This is a genomic window from Streptomyces sp. HUAS TT11 (genome assembly GCF_051553595.1).
Lineage (GTDB): Bacteria > Actinomycetota > Actinomycetes > Streptomycetales > Streptomycetaceae > Streptomyces.
This window is the reverse complement of sequence record NZ_CP196184.1, coordinates 3,227,828-3,241,674: the sequence shown is the minus strand read 5'-3', so window position 1 is coordinate 3,241,674 and position 13,847 is coordinate 3,227,828. Positions and strand designations below refer to the sequence as shown.

The window sequence follows — 13,847 nt, the reverse complement described above, 5'->3', positions numbered from 1 at the left end:
TGACCGGTGGCCGCTCTCTACGGTGATCGACTCATGGCCCGGCCAGCCTCGTGGGCGCGCGTCGGCGCAGCGCGGGCGGAGCGGGCCGAAGGCAGGAGCGCAGCGCGCAGCGGAGCCGGGAGCGCGCCCGGCGGAGCGGAGCGCAGCCGGGGCTTGATGGAGTAGGGAAAGTTCTATCCCGCTGGGATGGCATGCCGCTGTCCGATCCCGGTAGATGCTTGACAGTTCGATCCCAGCTGATGCCCGACATGATCCTCAAAGGGCGCCGCGGAAGCCTTCACGGTCCGCGACACGGGCGCGCATCGCGGCATGGCCGAACCGCTGGCGATGGGCTGCCACGCCCCGTAGCGATCGCATCGCGGCAGATCCGGACGTCCCCTTTGGCTGGAGCGAGCTTGTCCTATCCCTGTGCTCTAATCCCGTCATGCATGTCGTCGTCACAGGCGCACTCATTGAAAACGGCGCGGTCCTGCTAGTACACCGCAGCCCGACCCGTCGGGCATACCCAGATCTCTGGGATCTGCCCGGGGGGCATGTCGAAGCAGGTGAGTCGGAACTACAAGCCCTCGCACGTGAGATGCGCGAGGAGCTCGGTGTTCACATTGTGGCGGAGTCCTCTTCACGGTTGGGCGCCTTGCATGCCGGCAGTGGTGATGACGCCGTTCACGTGGGTGTCTGGCAAATTGGAGACTGGGTTGGCTCTCCCACCAACCGTGCACCTGACGAGCATGACGACATCGCATGGGTCGGGATCAGCGAGCTGGGCGGCCTTCCCCTCGTGCATGGCGACTTGGCAGCGTTGGTTCGTTCTCTGCCTGAGCCTGAGTGTGCCCGCAGCCACTCAGATGTCACCGACTGTAACCAGGACGACCGAGGAACCAAGGCCGACTGTCGTGCATGTGCTGGGAGGGATTCGTCAAGCATGTGGTGGGACTAGGCAGGGATGGCATGCCGCTGTCTTGTCTCGGTTGATGCCTGACGTTGCTGCTCCACTTGCTGCCTTGTGAGCGTTGCTCGTTGCCCGCCGGAGGGGCCATCAGGACGGCGCTGACCGTGGTGCCGCGAGCTGACTCGACCGCTGTGGGCGGCAGGGTAGGTACCGATAGGCCTGGAGTGGCAGAGATCCGTTAAAGCGCGATGGGCTTGTATGCCATGGCGCGGTCGACGACTTTCTCGGCAGAGAACGCGGGGTCGTAGTCCCAGAAGATGTAGTCCGAGATGTGCGGACAGCCGAGTCCACGCTCTAGGGCTTCGAGGATGTCGGAGTCCTCTGCGTCGTCGGCTGTGTCACCGTTCAGGAGGCGCTGCACGAGGGCTATCGCCTGGTCGCGGCTCATTTTCTGGCCATGTTCGATGGTCATTGGGCCGGGGCCAGCTGTTTGCCATCGTGGCTTCGGACGTGTGGGCCGTTGCCGTCCAAGGCGTCCAGGAGTCGGATCGCGAAGACTTCGGCCATGCGCTCGCTGACCTCGTCGGGCGTGAGCCATTCGACCGCGGTGGACTCGGTGGACGTGCGCTCGGTACCGCCCGAGGGCTTGCAGCGGAAGACGAGGGCCACGATGCCCCGCGTCGTGTTCTTGTAGACCCCGGTGAGTTCGTCGACTTCGACGTGGATGCCGGTCTCTTCCAGGACCTCGCGGGCGACGCCGGTCTCGGGGGTCTCGTTGAGTTCGAGTACGCCGCCGGGGAGCTCCCAAGTGCCGTTGTCGGCACGGCGGATCGCCAGGAGGCGCCCGTCCTCGCGCACTACTACTCCGGCCACGGACACGGAGTGCAGCGGCGTTGACTGGCCTTCCTGGGCACTGTTACTCATGTACAGGAGCATAGGAGGAAGAGAAGGACTATGGGAACAGCGGTAGGAGGTGAGAGGGCCGTACCTCGGTACGTCCAGATCGCCGAGGAGATCGTGCAGCAGATCCGGGTTGGTGTCCTCAAGCCGGGTGAGATGGTGCCGAGTGAGTCGGAGCTGGTGGACCGCTACGGGGTCTCGGGCGGCACGATTCGTAAGGCCATGGTGGAGGTGCGTGCGAGCGGGCTGGTCGAGACGCGGCACGGCAAGGGCTCGATCGTGAAGGATCGCCCGCCGGTACGGCATCGCTCCTCGGACCGCTTCCGGCGTTCGCACCGGCAGGGCGGCAAGGCCGCGTATCTGGCGGAGTCCGCGCAGTCTGGTGCCACGGCCAAGGTGAGCGTCCTCTACATCGGCCCCATGGAGGCTTCCGAGGATGCCGCCGAGCGGCTGGGCGTCTCCGCCGGCACCCAGGTGCTCGCCCGGCGTCGCCTCTACTTCCGCAATGGCACCCCCGTCGAGACCGCGACGTCGTATCTCCCGTGGGATGTCGTGAAGGACATCCCCGAGCTGTTCGCCGAGAACCCTGGTGGCGGAGGCATCTACGCCCGACTCGAAGACCACGGGCACGAGTTCGCCGAGTTCGTGGAGACGCTGCAGGCGCGTACGGCCTCCAAGGCGGAGGCGTCGGAGTTGGCGCTCAGCCCCGGTGCGCCGGTGGTTCACCTGATCCGCGAAGCGCGTACGACCGAGGGTCGTGTGGTGGAGGTCTGTGACACGCTCATGGCCGCTGACCAGTTCATCTTCGAGTATCGGATCCCTGCGGCCGACTGACGCGGCCTCAACTCTCCGCAGCCCGTCGCGAGTTCTTCTTCGCGGCGGGTTGACTCATGTATAGGAGTCAGGCACTCTTCTTCATGTCACTCATGTACATGAGTGACGGAGTCCAGCCTCTATAGAGGAGTGAACTGCTGTGCGTCAGATTCCCGTCGACACCTCCGCCGCGACCGTAATGGTCGCCAAGACCCCGCAGCCGAAGGTCAAGGACCGCCGAACCGGTGAGATCGCCACGGATGCCGAGACCGGGGCGAAGTTGATGACCGTGGACGTGATGTTCGCGGCGAACGACGAGGTCGAGATCTTGTCCGTCACCGTGCCGGAGCCGGGTATCTCCGGTGAGCTGGCCATGGGGACCCCCGTGGCGCTGACGGGGTTGATCGCCCGGCCGTGGGAGAACGACTTCAACGGCCAGAAGCGCCACGGGATCGCGTTCCGCGCGGTCGCGGTCACCTCCTTGGCCGCCACCGGTTCGGCGTCGAAGGCGGCCTGATCATGACCGGGTTCACGGTCGCGCTGGTGCTGGTCGCTGCTGCTGCGGGTCTCCTGCGGTGGCGGCGCCCCGCCTGGTACTGGATAACCTTCGGAGTCACCCTCGCCAGCCTGCGGGTCCTGGTCCGCTACGGCACCGTGATGGACGCCTGCGGGCTGACCGTTCCTCCGTCGCGGTGGCGGTTGGCGTTAGCCCGGTCCACCAACCGCCCCGCACCCGATTCCCGCCCGCCGCGCATCCTGCTGCTGCGCCCGACCCGCACCGGCCTGGTCCTGAGGTTGAAGCTGCGGCCCGGGCAGGACGCCTTCGACGTCGCCGCCGCATCCGACCGGCTCCGACACTCCTTCTCCATGTACGGCGTCACCTCGCGGGAGATCCGCTCGGGCGTGGTGGAGGTGCGGATGACCGGCTACGACGTCCTCAAGCGGGTGCAGATGCCCGCCACCACTGAAACCCGCCCCATGCGGGTTGCGGTCGCTTTGCGGGAGGACGGCTCGGTCCACTACCGCGACTACCGGGCGATACCCCACGCCCTCACCCTCGGCGCCACCGAGTCCGGCAAGTCCGTCTACCAACGCAACCTCGTCGCCGGACTCGCCGCACAGGATGTTGCCCTGGTGGGGATCGACTGCAAGCAAGGGGTCGAACTCTTCCCGCTGGCCCGCCGGTTCTCCGCGCTCGCCGACAACCCCGACACCGCCGCCGAACTCCTCGACGCCCTCGTGGCCCGCATGGGGGAGGTGTACCAGCTCATCCGTGCCGAACAGCGGATCACTGCTGATGTTCCGGACGCGGAGATCGCCGCCGACATCTGGGACCTGCCCGAGAGCCTGCGCCCGACCCCGGTCGTGGTGCTAGTGGATGAGGTTGCCGAACTCGCCCTGTTCGCCTCGAAGGAGGAGGAGAAGCGGCGGGACCGGATCATCACAGCCCTGGTCCGTCTCGCCCAGCTCGGCCGTGCGGCCGGCATCTACCTGGAGATCTGCGGGCAGCGCTTCGGCTCCGAACTCGGCAAGGGCATCACCATGCTCCGCGCCCAGCTCACGGCCGCACCGCCCACCGTGTCAACGACGAAACCAGCGCCAACATGGCCTTCGGCGACATCAACCCGGACGCCGTCCTCGCCGCCATTCAGATCCCCGCCGAGATGCGCGGGATCGCCGTTGCCGGAGATTCCACCGGGGGCTGGCACCGCATCCGCGCCCCGCACACCACGCTGCGTCAGGCCGTCAACGTCTGCAACCGGCACGCCGACCGGACCCCGGACCTGCCCGAACTGGCCCCCTTCCGGCCCGCCCTGCCCGGCACTCCTGCCGCTCCGGTGACGCTGTCCAAGGCCGCCCCAGCGACGGCCTGACCCTCCCCGTTCTCCGGTTGGCGTGACCGTCTTCGCGCCGAGTCCCTACCCCCTCCATGCCTGAAACAGGAAGGAGCCAACGATGAGCCGCCCCGCTCTCCGCATCGACGCCGTGCTCGTCCAGGCCGTCATCGCCGGGGCGCTGTCCTTCGCCCACCTGCACGACCTGGCTGCCGCTGCCGGACAAGCCGGGTGGAAGGCGTGGGCCTACCCGGTCAGCGTTGACCTCCTCATGGTCGCCGCCTGGCGACGTCTGCGCTCCGATGGGCCGTCGCGGCTGGCCTGGTGCTGGTTCGTGATCGCCCTGTTCGCCTCACTCGGCGCCAACATCGCCACCGCCGGATTCCTCGACCTGGCCAACCCGCCCGCCCTGCTCCGACTCGGCATCGCCGGATGGCCCGCACTCGCCTTCCTCGGCGGCACCCTCCTCGCCCACTCCGGTGGACACCGGGAGCCGGTTCCGCCGACACCTGTGGTCCCGGACCCCGCACCCCACATCGAGCCCGCCCCCGAACCCCAGCCCGTCAGCGCTCCACAGCCCGAGCCCGTATCGGTCGAGCAGGCCCCGGCTCTTCCGGCCGCCGATCCGGCGCCCGCGGTTCCGGCCGTGCTCATCGAGCACGCCCGCAAGGTCGCCGACGACCACCAGGCCCGCACCGGCACCCGAATCGACACCGACACCCTCCGTGCCCGCCTCGGCGTCCCGCCCCAGTTGGCCGACGCCATCGCCGCCCAACTCACCTGACCTCGAAAGGAGAACGCCCGTCATGCCTGCTCGTGATCACTTCCACTCCGTGATGCGGATCGGCCCGGTGCAGATCGGCACCCACCGCGACCGCAACGGCCAGACCAAACACGCCGCCGTGTGCACCAACGACCGGTGCGGCTGGTCCGCCGACTACTCCAGCTCCTCCGCCGCCCAGCTCGCCGCACGCACCCACCGCTGCCACGCCCGCTAAGGAGACCGCCGCCGTGCAGGTTCCGCTCTGGCTCGCCCTCATCGTCGTCGGCTACCTCGGCGTCAAGCTCATCCGCCCACCCGCCTGGCTCGTCGCCGTACTCCTCCTCGGCGGCTTCCTCCTCGCCGACAGCGTCCTCGCCCCCGCCATCGACACCTTCCTCAAGTAACCCCGCCGAAAGGAGATCGACCATGCTCCGCCCCAAGATCCCCACCAACCCGATGCCGACCGGCGTCGTCACCCCGCCTGCCGTCATCGAGCCGACCACCGTCATCCGGCACCCGGCTGCCCCCGCTCCGGTCGCCCCGGCCCCTGCCCGGCCGACCGTCCAGCTCACTCCGGGCGCTGTGGTCGCGCTCGTGGGCGGTGGGACGGCCGTGGTCCTAGTCGTCGGTGCCGTACTGGTGTCCATGCTCCTCGCAGTCGCCATCACCGGCGCCTCGCTCGCCATCTGCGCACTGGTCATCCGCTCCCTGATCACCGCCGACGCCCAGCGGCGCTGACCAGCCCCCGGGCGGCCCAGATACCGCCAGGCATCCACCGCCCGGGAGCCACGCCCCCAACCGATCCCGTGGAACCGGAAGGAACCTCCAGCATGACCGACCGCACCACGCCCTCGGCCCGCATCTGCCCGAACTGCGACGGCTTCGCCTCCGCCGCCGTCACCCTCGGTGGCCGCAGCGCTCGCGGACAGCTGCGCACCATCACCGCGCACTGCCCAGCCTGCCACGGCACCGGCATTGCCCCCACCCGCCGCAACCGGGAGGGTGCCCGTGCCTGAGACGCTGATCGACCCGGTCACCCTCGGCAACCTGCTGAGGGTGGCCTCGGCCGACGACTTCCACCGCTGGGAAGAGCAGGTCCGTCGTACCGGCGGCTGCGCCGACCCCATCCACCTGACCGGCTGGACCCTCCACAAGGACAAGGCCACCGGCGAAACCCTGCACCACTACTCCACCGAGAACGAGCCCGGTGGACGCCTCCGGATCGCGTGCGGCAACCGTCGCGCCTCGCGCTGCCCGGCCTGCGCCTTCACCTACGCGGGCGACACTTACCATCTCATCCGCGCCGGCCTGGCCGGAGACGACCGGCGCGACATCCCCGCCACCGTCCGCGACCATCCCCGCGTCTTCGCCACCCTCACCGCACCCTCCTTCGGCCCGGTCCACAACCGGCCCGACCGAGGCGTCTGCCGCTGCGGCACCCGCCACACCGCCGACGACCCCGCCCTCGGCACGGCCCTGGACCCGGCCACGTACGACTACACGGGCGCCGTTCTCTTCAACAACCACGCCGGGCAGCTGTGGATGAGGTTCACTACCCGCCTGCGCCGCGAGATCGCTGCCCGCGCCGGGCTCACCCGCCGTGAACTCCCCGAGCACGCCCGCCTGTCGTACGGCAAGGTCGCCGAGTTCCAAAAGCGGGGCGCCGTGCACTTCCACGCCGTCATCCGCCTCGACGGACCCGAAGGTCCAGACACCCCACCCCCGGCCTGGGCAACGGTCGAACTCCTCACCGCCGCAATCCGCGCCGCCGCCGCGCACTCCTACACCTCTGTCTCGGTGCCGGCCGCTGGCGACCAGCCCGCCCGCACCTTCCGCTGGGGCACCCAGCTCGACGTCCGCCCCGTGCATACCTTCGGCGACGGCTCCGACATCACCGAACAAGCCGTCGCCGCCTACGTCGCCAAGTACGCCACCAAAGCCGCCGAGACCACCGGCACCCTCGACCGCCGCATCGGCGAACTCGCCGAACTCGACCGCCACGGCGTCCCCGACCACGCGCGCCGCCTCATCGCGGCCTGCAAGCTTCTTGACCCCCTGTACCCGGACCGCCGCCTCTGGGCTTGGGCCCACATGCTCGGCTTCCGCGGCCACTTCAGCTCGAAGTCACGCCACTACTCCACCACCCTCGGCGCCCTCCGCCAGGAACGCGCCGACTATCGCGCCGCCCAGGAACGTGAAGCCCTCGGCCTCGAAGCCCTGGAGGACATCGAGCCGGACACCGTCCTGGCCGACTGGCGATACGCCGGACACGGCCACACCCCCGGCGAATCTGCCCTCGCCGCCACCATCGCCCGAGACCTCCAACTCAACCGTGAAACCGCTCGCCAAGAACTTGCCGCGCTGGAAGGAGCCTGATGTGAAAGACGAGCTGATGACCGTCCCGCAAATCCTCGAAGAGCTTGGCGGAGTTTCCCGGCGTACCTTCTACCGCTGGCGCGAGCTGGGGCACGGGCCCGCTGCGTTCAAGCTCCCCAACGGTGAACTGAGGGTTTGGCGGAGTGATTTCAGGACGTGGCTGCGACAGCTCGAGACAGCCGCGTGAAGTCTCTCGACGTGAAAGTCTGGGGTGTTCGAAAGAGGAACACCAAGAAGTCGTCCTATGACGTCAGGTGGACCGTCGCCGGGAACGTGTTCTCAGAGCAGTTCCGTACCAAGGGGCTGGCCGATCATCACCGTTCCAAGCTTCTTCGCGCTTCCCACGCTGGCGAGGAGTTCGACACTGTAACGGGCCTGCCAGACTCGCTGGTCGAGAGGGCGCCCTCGATGACCTGGTACGCGTTCGCCTTGAAATACCTTGCAATGAAGTGGCCGCATGCGGCGCCGAACACGCGTAACGGGATCAACGAAGCATTGACCGCCGTGACGGTGGCGCTTCTCGACGAGCGTCCAGGGAGGCCGGCTGACGAGCTGCTGAGGAAGTCCCTTCGCAACTGGGCCTTCGTCCTGCCCAGCCCTGGTGATCGCGAGTTGCCGCCTGACGTGGCGGACGTCCTGCATTGGGTGGCCAAGGCATCGCGACCACTTTCGGATCTTGCCGATGCAGCTATCGGCAGAGCGGTCCTGGACTCATTGAAGGTCAAGCTAGATGGTACGGCGGCCGCAGCGGAGACGGTACGGCGCAAGCGACGCACGCTCGTCAATGCGTTGCATTACGCCGTGGACCTTGGCGAGTTCAAGGAGAACCCGATCACGGCGGTCCGCTGGAAAAAGCCGAAGGTTGCCAACGAGGTCGACCCACGCGTCGTGGCCAATCCCGAGCAGGCTCGCACACTGCTGACCGCGGTCTCTTACGTGGGTGGATATGGCCGTGCTCGCGGTCGTCGACTCGTCGGGTTGTTCGCCTGCATGTACTACGGCGCCTTACGTCCTGCCGAAGTTGTCGGCCTCACGGAAGCAGATCTGAAGCTGCCCGGAAACGGCTGGGGAACAGCGCTGCTGAATCGCACCCGCCCCAGCGTCGGCAAGCAGTGGACCGACTCCGGGGAGACGCACGACGACCGCGGGCTCAAGAATCGGCCCGTGGAGGAGGTCCGTCCCGTACCGATTCCGCCTCAGCTCGTTGTGATGCTCCGGGAGCACCTGGAAACGTTCGGCGCCGCGAAAGACGGGCGATTGTTCACGAACGAGCGTGGGGGAGTGGTCGGTTCGTCCACGTACTACCGCGTCTGGCAGGAGGCTCGGATGCTGGCGCTCCCGCCGGCCGCGGTCGCCTCACCGCTCGCTGCCCGGCCGTACGATCTGCGTCACTCGGCACTGTCGACCTGGCTCAATGCCGGGGTGGACCCGACCGAGGTCGCTGCACGAGCGGGCAACAGTGTGGAGGTGTTGCTGAGCCGCTACGCGAAGTGCATCGACGGGCGGCAGGAGATCGTGAATCGCAAGATCGAAGAGTTGTTGCGCGAGTACGAGTGACTCCGTCAGCGCTAGCCTCAAGCCTCTGGACTCGTCTGAGGCTTTCCCATTTCTGGGCTAACCGGGGCGGATACTTCAAAATTGCCTCCGCGGATGTTTCACAGGTTCCACGAGATCCCCACAACTGCTCTCAGTGGGCTCTACAGTTATCTGTGTGCGGCTCGTCACACGGAGCTGCGATCAGGTGGCTGGGATGAGATCTCAAGCGCCCGGCTTGCGTTGTCCTGGGGGGATTTATGCATGAAATGACCAAGGGCTCGAATGCATCTCTGGCAGTCCTGAGTGAGCACATTGATTCGGTGATCGTAAGTCTGGGCTGGGGGAGCTCGACCGGCGAAGGGGACGCCGACGTGTCCGTCTTGTTGCTGGACGCGAACGGCAAGGTTCGGAACGATGCCGATTTCTACTTCTACAACAACCCGGTTGCTGCTGATGGGAGCGTGCAGGTTCTCGGTAAGACGCCGACAGCAGGGGGAAGCGAGGACCGGATCAGCTTTGACTTGACCGCGGTCCCGACCGAGGTCGACCGCATCGTTGTGGCTGCCAGCCGCTACGAGGGCGCGCGCTTCGGTGAGTTGGAGGACGTGAAGCTGTCATTGGCGGACGGGAGCGGTGAGGAACTTCTCCGCTTCGCCATCGACGACGCCGACTCGGTGAGCGCGATCATCTTTGGCGAGTTGTACAGGCGTGGAGAAGAGTGGAAGTTCCGCGCCGTCGGCCAGGGCTACGACACGGGCCTCGCCGGCCTGGCCATGGACTTCGGCGTCGATATCGAGGATGACGCGGCAGCCGAGGAAGAGCAGGTCAACTCCGCCGTCGATGATCAGCCCGCTGACACGGCGCCGGCGTCCTCTGGCGAATCAGCGCCGCAAGGGCTGCTTGAGGCCGTGCCCGCTCCGCGCCAGCCTGACGACGAGGCCGAGCCGAGGAAGTCGACCGCGCGACCACGTACCGCCAAGAAGAAGGTCACCCTGCCCAAGGCGGCCAAGAAGACGTTGGCGGAGAACGAGGCGTGGAAAGAGGCAAGGCTCTTCCCGGTGACGGCGCTCAAGAGCGACCGGGACCGTGAAATGCGGGCGACCTCAGTACTGCTCTCGGTGATGGCGCAGGTGCCCGAGTTCGGCAGGAGGCTTACCGCCGCGTTTGGAGCGCCGGCCGGTCGCATGGAGACCTTCACCGAGGTCACGCTTCCTCACGGCGATAGCCCGCGACGCCCCGACGGCGTGATCCGTGTTGAGCGGGCCGGCAAGCTGTGGACGGCGCTTCTTGAGACGAAGACCAACGGCAATGGCCTCAAAGCCGATCAGGTTCAGGCATATATGGATATCGCCGCCCGCCGTGGCTATGAGGCCGTGATCACTCTGTCGAATGATGTCGCGTTGGAGGGTAGTCCGCTGGTCGATGTGAAGATCGACGGACGGCGTAAGCACAAGGTGGCTCTCTGGCACCTCTCATGGGCGGAGGTCGCGCATCAGGCCCAGATGCTGATCCGGCACGAGGGCGTTGGCAATGCGGCGCACGCCTGGCTCCTGCATGAGCTGCTGTACTACTTGCAGCACGAGAACTCCGGCTGCCATGGGTTCCAGAATATGGGTCCGGCCTGGGTGCCAGTGCGCAACGGGATCGATGACGAAACCCTATGCCAGGGAGATCCTCGCGCGCTGGAGGTCGTCGAGAGCTGGGAGCGGCTCATCCGCCAGGTCTGCCTCCGGCTGGGCGGCGAACTCGGGCAGAAAGTCCTGCCCATTCGCCGCGCAAAGCGCGGAACGGATCCCAAGGCACTCCGGGCCAGTCTCGCTGATCAGCTCTGCCTGGACGGGAAAGTTCAAGCGGAGCTGCGCATCGAGGGCACGCCTGGGGTCCTGGCTATCAACGCGGACCTCCGTACGGGCAAGCTCCGCAGCTCGATCGAGATCCCGGTGCCTGAGCAGGGCTACCCCCTGACGTGGGCGAAACGGCTCGTCCGGCGCTTGGCCGATGCGCCGGCGGATCTCCACATCGAAACTCTCACCGATGGGGAAACGGGTGGGCCACGGGCAACGCTCGAACGGCTCCGCCCTGAGCCGGCAGACATGCTGCCCAAGGAGAACGGCACCCAGATCGTCGGCTTCCGCCTGTCCCTCCTCAAGAGCATGGGAAGCAGCCGCGGCAGCGCAGAGTCCGGATTCATCCGCAGTGTCGACGACGCGGTACATCGCTTCTACACCACCGTGGTGGTCCACTTGGACGGTGCGGAGCCTCGCCGAGCGCCGTCTAAGGGAGGGGCGACGACGGGCTGACAGCGATCACCTTGGCCGCCTCAGACTGCCGGTGGCTTGGTTGAGTGACACTCAACAGAAGGTCGCCAACCGCAAGATCGAAGAGTTGTTGCGCGAGTACGAGTACCGAGCGTGATCTCGCGGCCAACTGCCGCTACGGAGGTCCGCTGAGGCCTGCGGTGCCCTCATGAGCAGGAGGACACCGCAGGCTTTCGGCGTTACTGCGAGTTGTAGGCCTTGATGCTCACTGCCGGGCCGTAAGAGTTGCGCGCCACCGCAGCGGCGGCTCTCCCAGACACCTTCACTACTGCGGTGCTGTGGGCCGGCACAATTGTCAGGTCGCCCACGGGGGTGACCTCGACGGCTTGCTGTGTGACTCCCTTGGGGGGCTGGTCCCAGAGGATGTAGGCGACCCGCACGAAGACGGGAATGTCATCCTCGTTGGTCAGCCTGACAGCCGAGAATCGCTCGAATCTCTCGATTTCGCGTCCGTGGCTGTCCAGTGCCTGAGTGGTCACATCGTGGGGACCAGCGGGGAACCGAGCCTTGGTCGTGCTCCGCACTGTCACACGGACGTCTGCCACGTCATGCTCCCCTGGACCGGAGAAGCGCAGGATGTCCGAGCTGGATCCGTACGGTGCAACCAGGTCGCCTCGATCGCTTCCAAACACCGTGCTCACCTTGACGTGAGGCAGCACGTGATCATTTTTATCCAGCGCCTTGAAGGAGAGGACTGGGGCCAGCGAGTCGCGAGCGACGTTTTTGATCATCAATATCTGATTTATGGTCTCGTCGACACCGGAGTCGCCGATGTACTGGAACGACAGGGCCTGGGCCAGCTCGTCGCTGAGGGGCCCTGGCTTGGGGGAATGCGCATTTCGCGCTTGCCCCGCGAGTGTTCCCGGCGCGCATCCGGACAGGAGCGCCCCGCTCACAGCCACCGCCGCACTTACGGCGACCAGTCTTCGGCCATTCACCTTCATGACAAGCACCCCTCCCCAGTGATCACTGTCGGCGGGACGCTACCTGATCGTTTTCCTCCTGCCCTGGGCGCCCCCATCCCGGCCTTGTGGTTCATCCGCCGGCGTCGTACGTGGTGGGGTTGCGCCGCTCTCAGGTTTTGGAGATGAACCCCAAGTGCGGCCGACCGTCGGCGGATACCGCGACACGACTCCGCGTGTGTAGAGCCCGTGGGAGGGCAGCGACAAGGGCGCCTGCCTGCAACGTACGGTGTCGGTTGAAGAGTCGCAGGACCCGATGGAGGTACCCGAGCGTCGCCACTTTGCGAAGCTGACCTGGGCGGATGCTTCAAGATCCTGTCCACGAATAGTCCACGGACGGCGTCATAGGGCCGCTCCGGGCCGCATACGGCTGCACAAACACGAAGACCCCGGCCTCAGCGTTTCCGCTGGTGACGGGGTCTTTAGGCACCTTATACAGGGTGCCCCCGGCAGGATTCGAACCTGCGCACACGGCTCCGGAGGCCGTTGCTCTATCCCCTGAGCTACGGGGGCGTGTCGGGCGTTCTCTGCGGCGACGGGTAGAACCCTACCAGCTCTTTAAGGGTCGCCATGAACAGGTTTACCGGGCCGTCGGGTGCCCACCGGTCCCTCGGCAGGGGTCCCTCTGTCGACCACCGGGCGCCCCCGGTGTCGAAAGCCGCTCACTAGGACACGCCCGGGTGTGTGGCGTCGCCCTCTCGCGCATCAGCTCACCGGCGAGCCCCTGCTCTCGCGGGAACTTCCCTTGCGTACACCGGCCGTCTCGACCCGTGAGCAAGTCCGCCGGCTCCGTTGTGCCTCCCCCGGACGGGGTGGAAGTGGGGAAAACCCGGACGCGGCCCCTCGGGGCGACCTACTCTCGACATGTGCCAGGCGCGTCCGGCCGGGTGCTTGTTGTGGACGACAACAAGGTCATCCGGCAGCTGATCAGGGTCAACCTCGAGCTGGAGGGTATCGAGGTCGTGACCGCGGCCGACGGTGCCGAGTGTCTGGACATCGTTCATCACGTACAGCCCGACGTCGTCACCCTCGATGTCGTCATGCCGCGGCTCGACGGACTGCGGACCGCCGCGCGACTGCGGTCCGATCCGCGGACTCGGGAGCTCCCCCTCGCCATCATCAGCGCGTGCACGCAGTACGAGGTCGAGAGCGGCCTCGACGTGGGTGTCGACGCGTTCCTCGCCAAGCCGTTCGAGCCCACCGAACTTGTCGACCTGGTGAAGGACCTGATGGAGCGTCGAGGGCGTGTCGACGCCTCCCGCACCGTTGATGCCTCCCGCACCGTCGGCGGTGCCGGTGCCGGTGCCGGCGCCGGGCTCGTGGTCGGCAGTGGGTGTGACTCCGGGGAGGGCGAGCGGGCCGGGCGCGGTGATCACGTCGGGCGCGCGGGTGCCTGAACGGCTGTTCGGCCGGCGGGGAGCCTGTCGGAGGGCCTGATCAGTGAGTGATCGTCGC

16 protein-coding genes, 1 tRNA gene and 1 pseudogene are annotated in these 13,847 nt (G+C 67.0%); 14 read left to right on the top strand and 4 right to left on the bottom strand.

The features are described 5' to 3' along the window. Positions 1 to 214: 214 nt before the first annotated feature. Positions 215 to 937, top strand: coding sequence for an NUDIX domain-containing protein (locus ACSHXN_RS14450; protein WP_438303205.1), 723 nt, complete (start codon positions 215 to 217; stop codon positions 935 to 937). 190 nt (positions 938 to 1,127) lie between these two features. Here the strand turns inward: ACSHXN_RS14450 and ACSHXN_RS14445 are convergent, their stop codons facing one another. Together ACSHXN_RS14445 and ACSHXN_RS14440 are read right to left on the bottom strand one after the other, a co-directional pair. Continuing rightward, on the bottom strand, positions 1,128 to 1,337 hold the full coding sequence (locus ACSHXN_RS14445; RefSeq protein ID WP_438303204.1) for an e9imm peptide: 210 nt from the start codon (positions 1,335 to 1,337) through the stop codon (positions 1,128 to 1,130). A 20-nt stretch (positions 1,338 to 1,357) separates the two neighbouring features. Beyond that, a complete protein-coding gene (locus tag ACSHXN_RS14440; protein ID WP_438303203.1) occupies positions 1,358 to 1,825 on the bottom strand; it encodes an NUDIX hydrolase in 468 nt (155 codons plus the stop codon). A gap of 18 nt (positions 1,826 to 1,843) precedes the next feature. Between ACSHXN_RS14440 and ACSHXN_RS14435 the strand changes: the two genes are divergently transcribed. The 12 genes and pseudogenes from ACSHXN_RS14435 (at position 1,844) to ACSHXN_RS14380 (ending at position 11,412) form a co-directional block, all read left to right on the top strand. Further along, positions 1,844 to 2,623, top strand: coding sequence for a GntR family transcriptional regulator (locus ACSHXN_RS14435; protein WP_361162028.1), 780 nt, complete (start codon positions 1,844 to 1,846; stop codon positions 2,621 to 2,623). A gap of 139 nt (positions 2,624 to 2,762) precedes the next feature. Continuing rightward, positions 2,763 to 3,119 (top strand): SCO3933 family regulatory protein, encoded by a 357-nt coding sequence (locus ACSHXN_RS14430; protein WP_115976300.1) that lies wholly within the window; start codon positions 2,763 to 2,765, stop codon positions 3,117 to 3,119. Between the two features lie 2 nt (positions 3,120 to 3,121). Next, positions 3,122 to 4,476: pseudogene (locus ACSHXN_RS14425) on the top strand (FtsK/SpoIIIE domain-containing protein). An 82-nt stretch (positions 4,477 to 4,558) separates the two neighbouring features. After that, positions 4,559 to 5,221, top strand: a complete 663-nt coding sequence (locus ACSHXN_RS14420; protein ID WP_438303202.1) for a DUF2637 domain-containing protein — start codon at positions 4,559 to 4,561, stop codon at positions 5,219 to 5,221. 22 nt (positions 5,222 to 5,243) lie between these two features. Further along, positions 5,244 to 5,435, top strand: coding sequence for a mobile element transfer protein (locus ACSHXN_RS14415; RefSeq protein ID WP_345547375.1), 192 nt, complete (start codon positions 5,244 to 5,246; stop codon positions 5,433 to 5,435). 13 nt (positions 5,436 to 5,448) lie between these two features. After that, positions 5,449 to 5,604 carry a hypothetical protein gene (locus tag ACSHXN_RS14410; RefSeq protein WP_220292400.1) on the top strand — a complete coding sequence of 52 codons (156 nt, stop codon included), beginning with the start codon at positions 5,449 to 5,451 and terminating at the stop codon, positions 5,602 to 5,604. Positions 5,605 to 5,626: 22 nt separating this feature from the next. Beyond that, on the top strand, positions 5,627 to 5,938 hold the full coding sequence (locus ACSHXN_RS14405) for a SpdD-like protein (protein WP_356293852.1): 312 nt from the start codon (positions 5,627 to 5,629) through the stop codon (positions 5,936 to 5,938). A 92-nt stretch (positions 5,939 to 6,030) separates the two neighbouring features. Continuing rightward, complete coding sequence (locus ACSHXN_RS14400) at positions 6,031 to 6,216, top strand: hypothetical protein (RefSeq protein ID WP_438303201.1); 186 nt, start codon at positions 6,031 to 6,033, stop codon at positions 6,214 to 6,216. Next, positions 6,209 to 7,576, top strand: coding sequence for a replication initiator protein RepSA (gene repSA, locus ACSHXN_RS14395; RefSeq protein ID WP_438303200.1), 1,368 nt, complete (start codon positions 6,209 to 6,211; stop codon positions 7,574 to 7,576). The genes ACSHXN_RS14400 and repSA overlap by 8 nt, the downstream gene beginning before the upstream one ends. A 16-nt stretch (positions 7,577 to 7,592) precedes the next feature. Next, complete coding sequence (locus ACSHXN_RS14390; protein ID WP_181923369.1) at positions 7,593 to 7,763, top strand: helix-turn-helix transcriptional regulator; 171 nt, start codon at positions 7,593 to 7,595, stop codon at positions 7,761 to 7,763. Next, on the top strand, positions 7,760 to 9,133 hold the full coding sequence (locus tag ACSHXN_RS14385; RefSeq protein ID WP_438303199.1) for a tyrosine-type recombinase/integrase: 1,374 nt from the start codon (positions 7,760 to 7,762) through the stop codon (positions 9,131 to 9,133). The genes ACSHXN_RS14390 and ACSHXN_RS14385 overlap by 4 nt, the downstream gene beginning before the upstream one ends. Before the next feature lie 236 nt (positions 9,134 to 9,369). Beyond that, the gene (locus tag ACSHXN_RS14380) at positions 9,370 to 11,412 is read left to right on the top strand and encodes a TerD family protein (RefSeq protein ID WP_438303198.1); all 2,043 of its coding nucleotides are present in this window, start codon (positions 9,370 to 9,372) and stop codon (positions 11,410 to 11,412) included. A gap of 197 nt (positions 11,413 to 11,609) precedes the next feature. Here ACSHXN_RS14380 and ACSHXN_RS14375 read toward each other — a convergent pair whose 3' ends face one another. Then, positions 11,610 to 12,374, bottom strand: coding sequence for a hypothetical protein (locus ACSHXN_RS14375; protein ID WP_438303197.1), 765 nt, complete (start codon positions 12,372 to 12,374; stop codon positions 11,610 to 11,612). Positions 12,375 to 12,833: 459 nt separating this feature from the next. Then, positions 12,834 to 12,905 (bottom strand) — tRNA-Arg (locus ACSHXN_RS14370). A gap of 281 nt (positions 12,906 to 13,186) precedes the next feature. Between ACSHXN_RS14370 and ACSHXN_RS14365 the strand changes: the two genes are divergently transcribed. Further along, the gene (locus tag ACSHXN_RS14365; protein WP_438306462.1) at positions 13,187 to 13,789 is read left to right on the top strand and encodes a response regulator; all 603 of its coding nucleotides are present in this window, start codon (positions 13,187 to 13,189) and stop codon (positions 13,787 to 13,789) included. Positions 13,790 to 13,847: the final 58 nt, after the last annotated feature.

Coding starts and splice junctions, on each gene's coding strand:
- ACSHXN_RS14440 (WP_438303203.1), bottom strand. CDS start 1,825: ATGCTCCTGTACATGAGTAACAGTGCCCAGGAAGGCCAGTCAACGCCG.
- ACSHXN_RS14445 (WP_438303204.1), bottom strand. CDS start 1,337: ATGAGCCGCGACCAGGCGATAGCCCTCGTGCAGCGCCTCCTGAACGGT.
- ACSHXN_RS14405 (WP_356293852.1), top strand. CDS start 5,627: ATGCTCCGCCCCAAGATCCCCACCAACCCGATGCCGACCGGCGTCGTC.
- ACSHXN_RS14390 (WP_181923369.1), top strand. CDS start 7,593: ATGACCGTCCCGCAAATCCTCGAAGAGCTTGGCGGAGTTTCCCGGCGT.
- ACSHXN_RS14420 (WP_438303202.1), top strand. CDS start 4,559: ATGAGCCGCCCCGCTCTCCGCATCGACGCCGTGCTCGTCCAGGCCGTC.
- ACSHXN_RS14415 (WP_345547375.1), top strand. CDS start 5,244: ATGCCTGCTCGTGATCACTTCCACTCCGTGATGCGGATCGGCCCGGTG.
- ACSHXN_RS14380 (WP_438303198.1), top strand. CDS start 9,370: ATGCATGAAATGACCAAGGGCTCGAATGCATCTCTGGCAGTCCTGAGT.
- ACSHXN_RS14400 (WP_438303201.1), top strand. CDS start 6,031: ATGACCGACCGCACCACGCCCTCGGCCCGCATCTGCCCGAACTGCGAC.
- ACSHXN_RS14435 (WP_361162028.1), top strand. CDS start 1,844: ATGGGAACAGCGGTAGGAGGTGAGAGGGCCGTACCTCGGTACGTCCAG.
- ACSHXN_RS14375 (WP_438303197.1), bottom strand. CDS start 12,374: ATGAAGGTGAATGGCCGAAGACTGGTCGCCGTAAGTGCGGCGGTGGCT.
- ACSHXN_RS14450 (WP_438303205.1), top strand. CDS start 215: ATGCTTGACAGTTCGATCCCAGCTGATGCCCGACATGATCCTCAAAGG.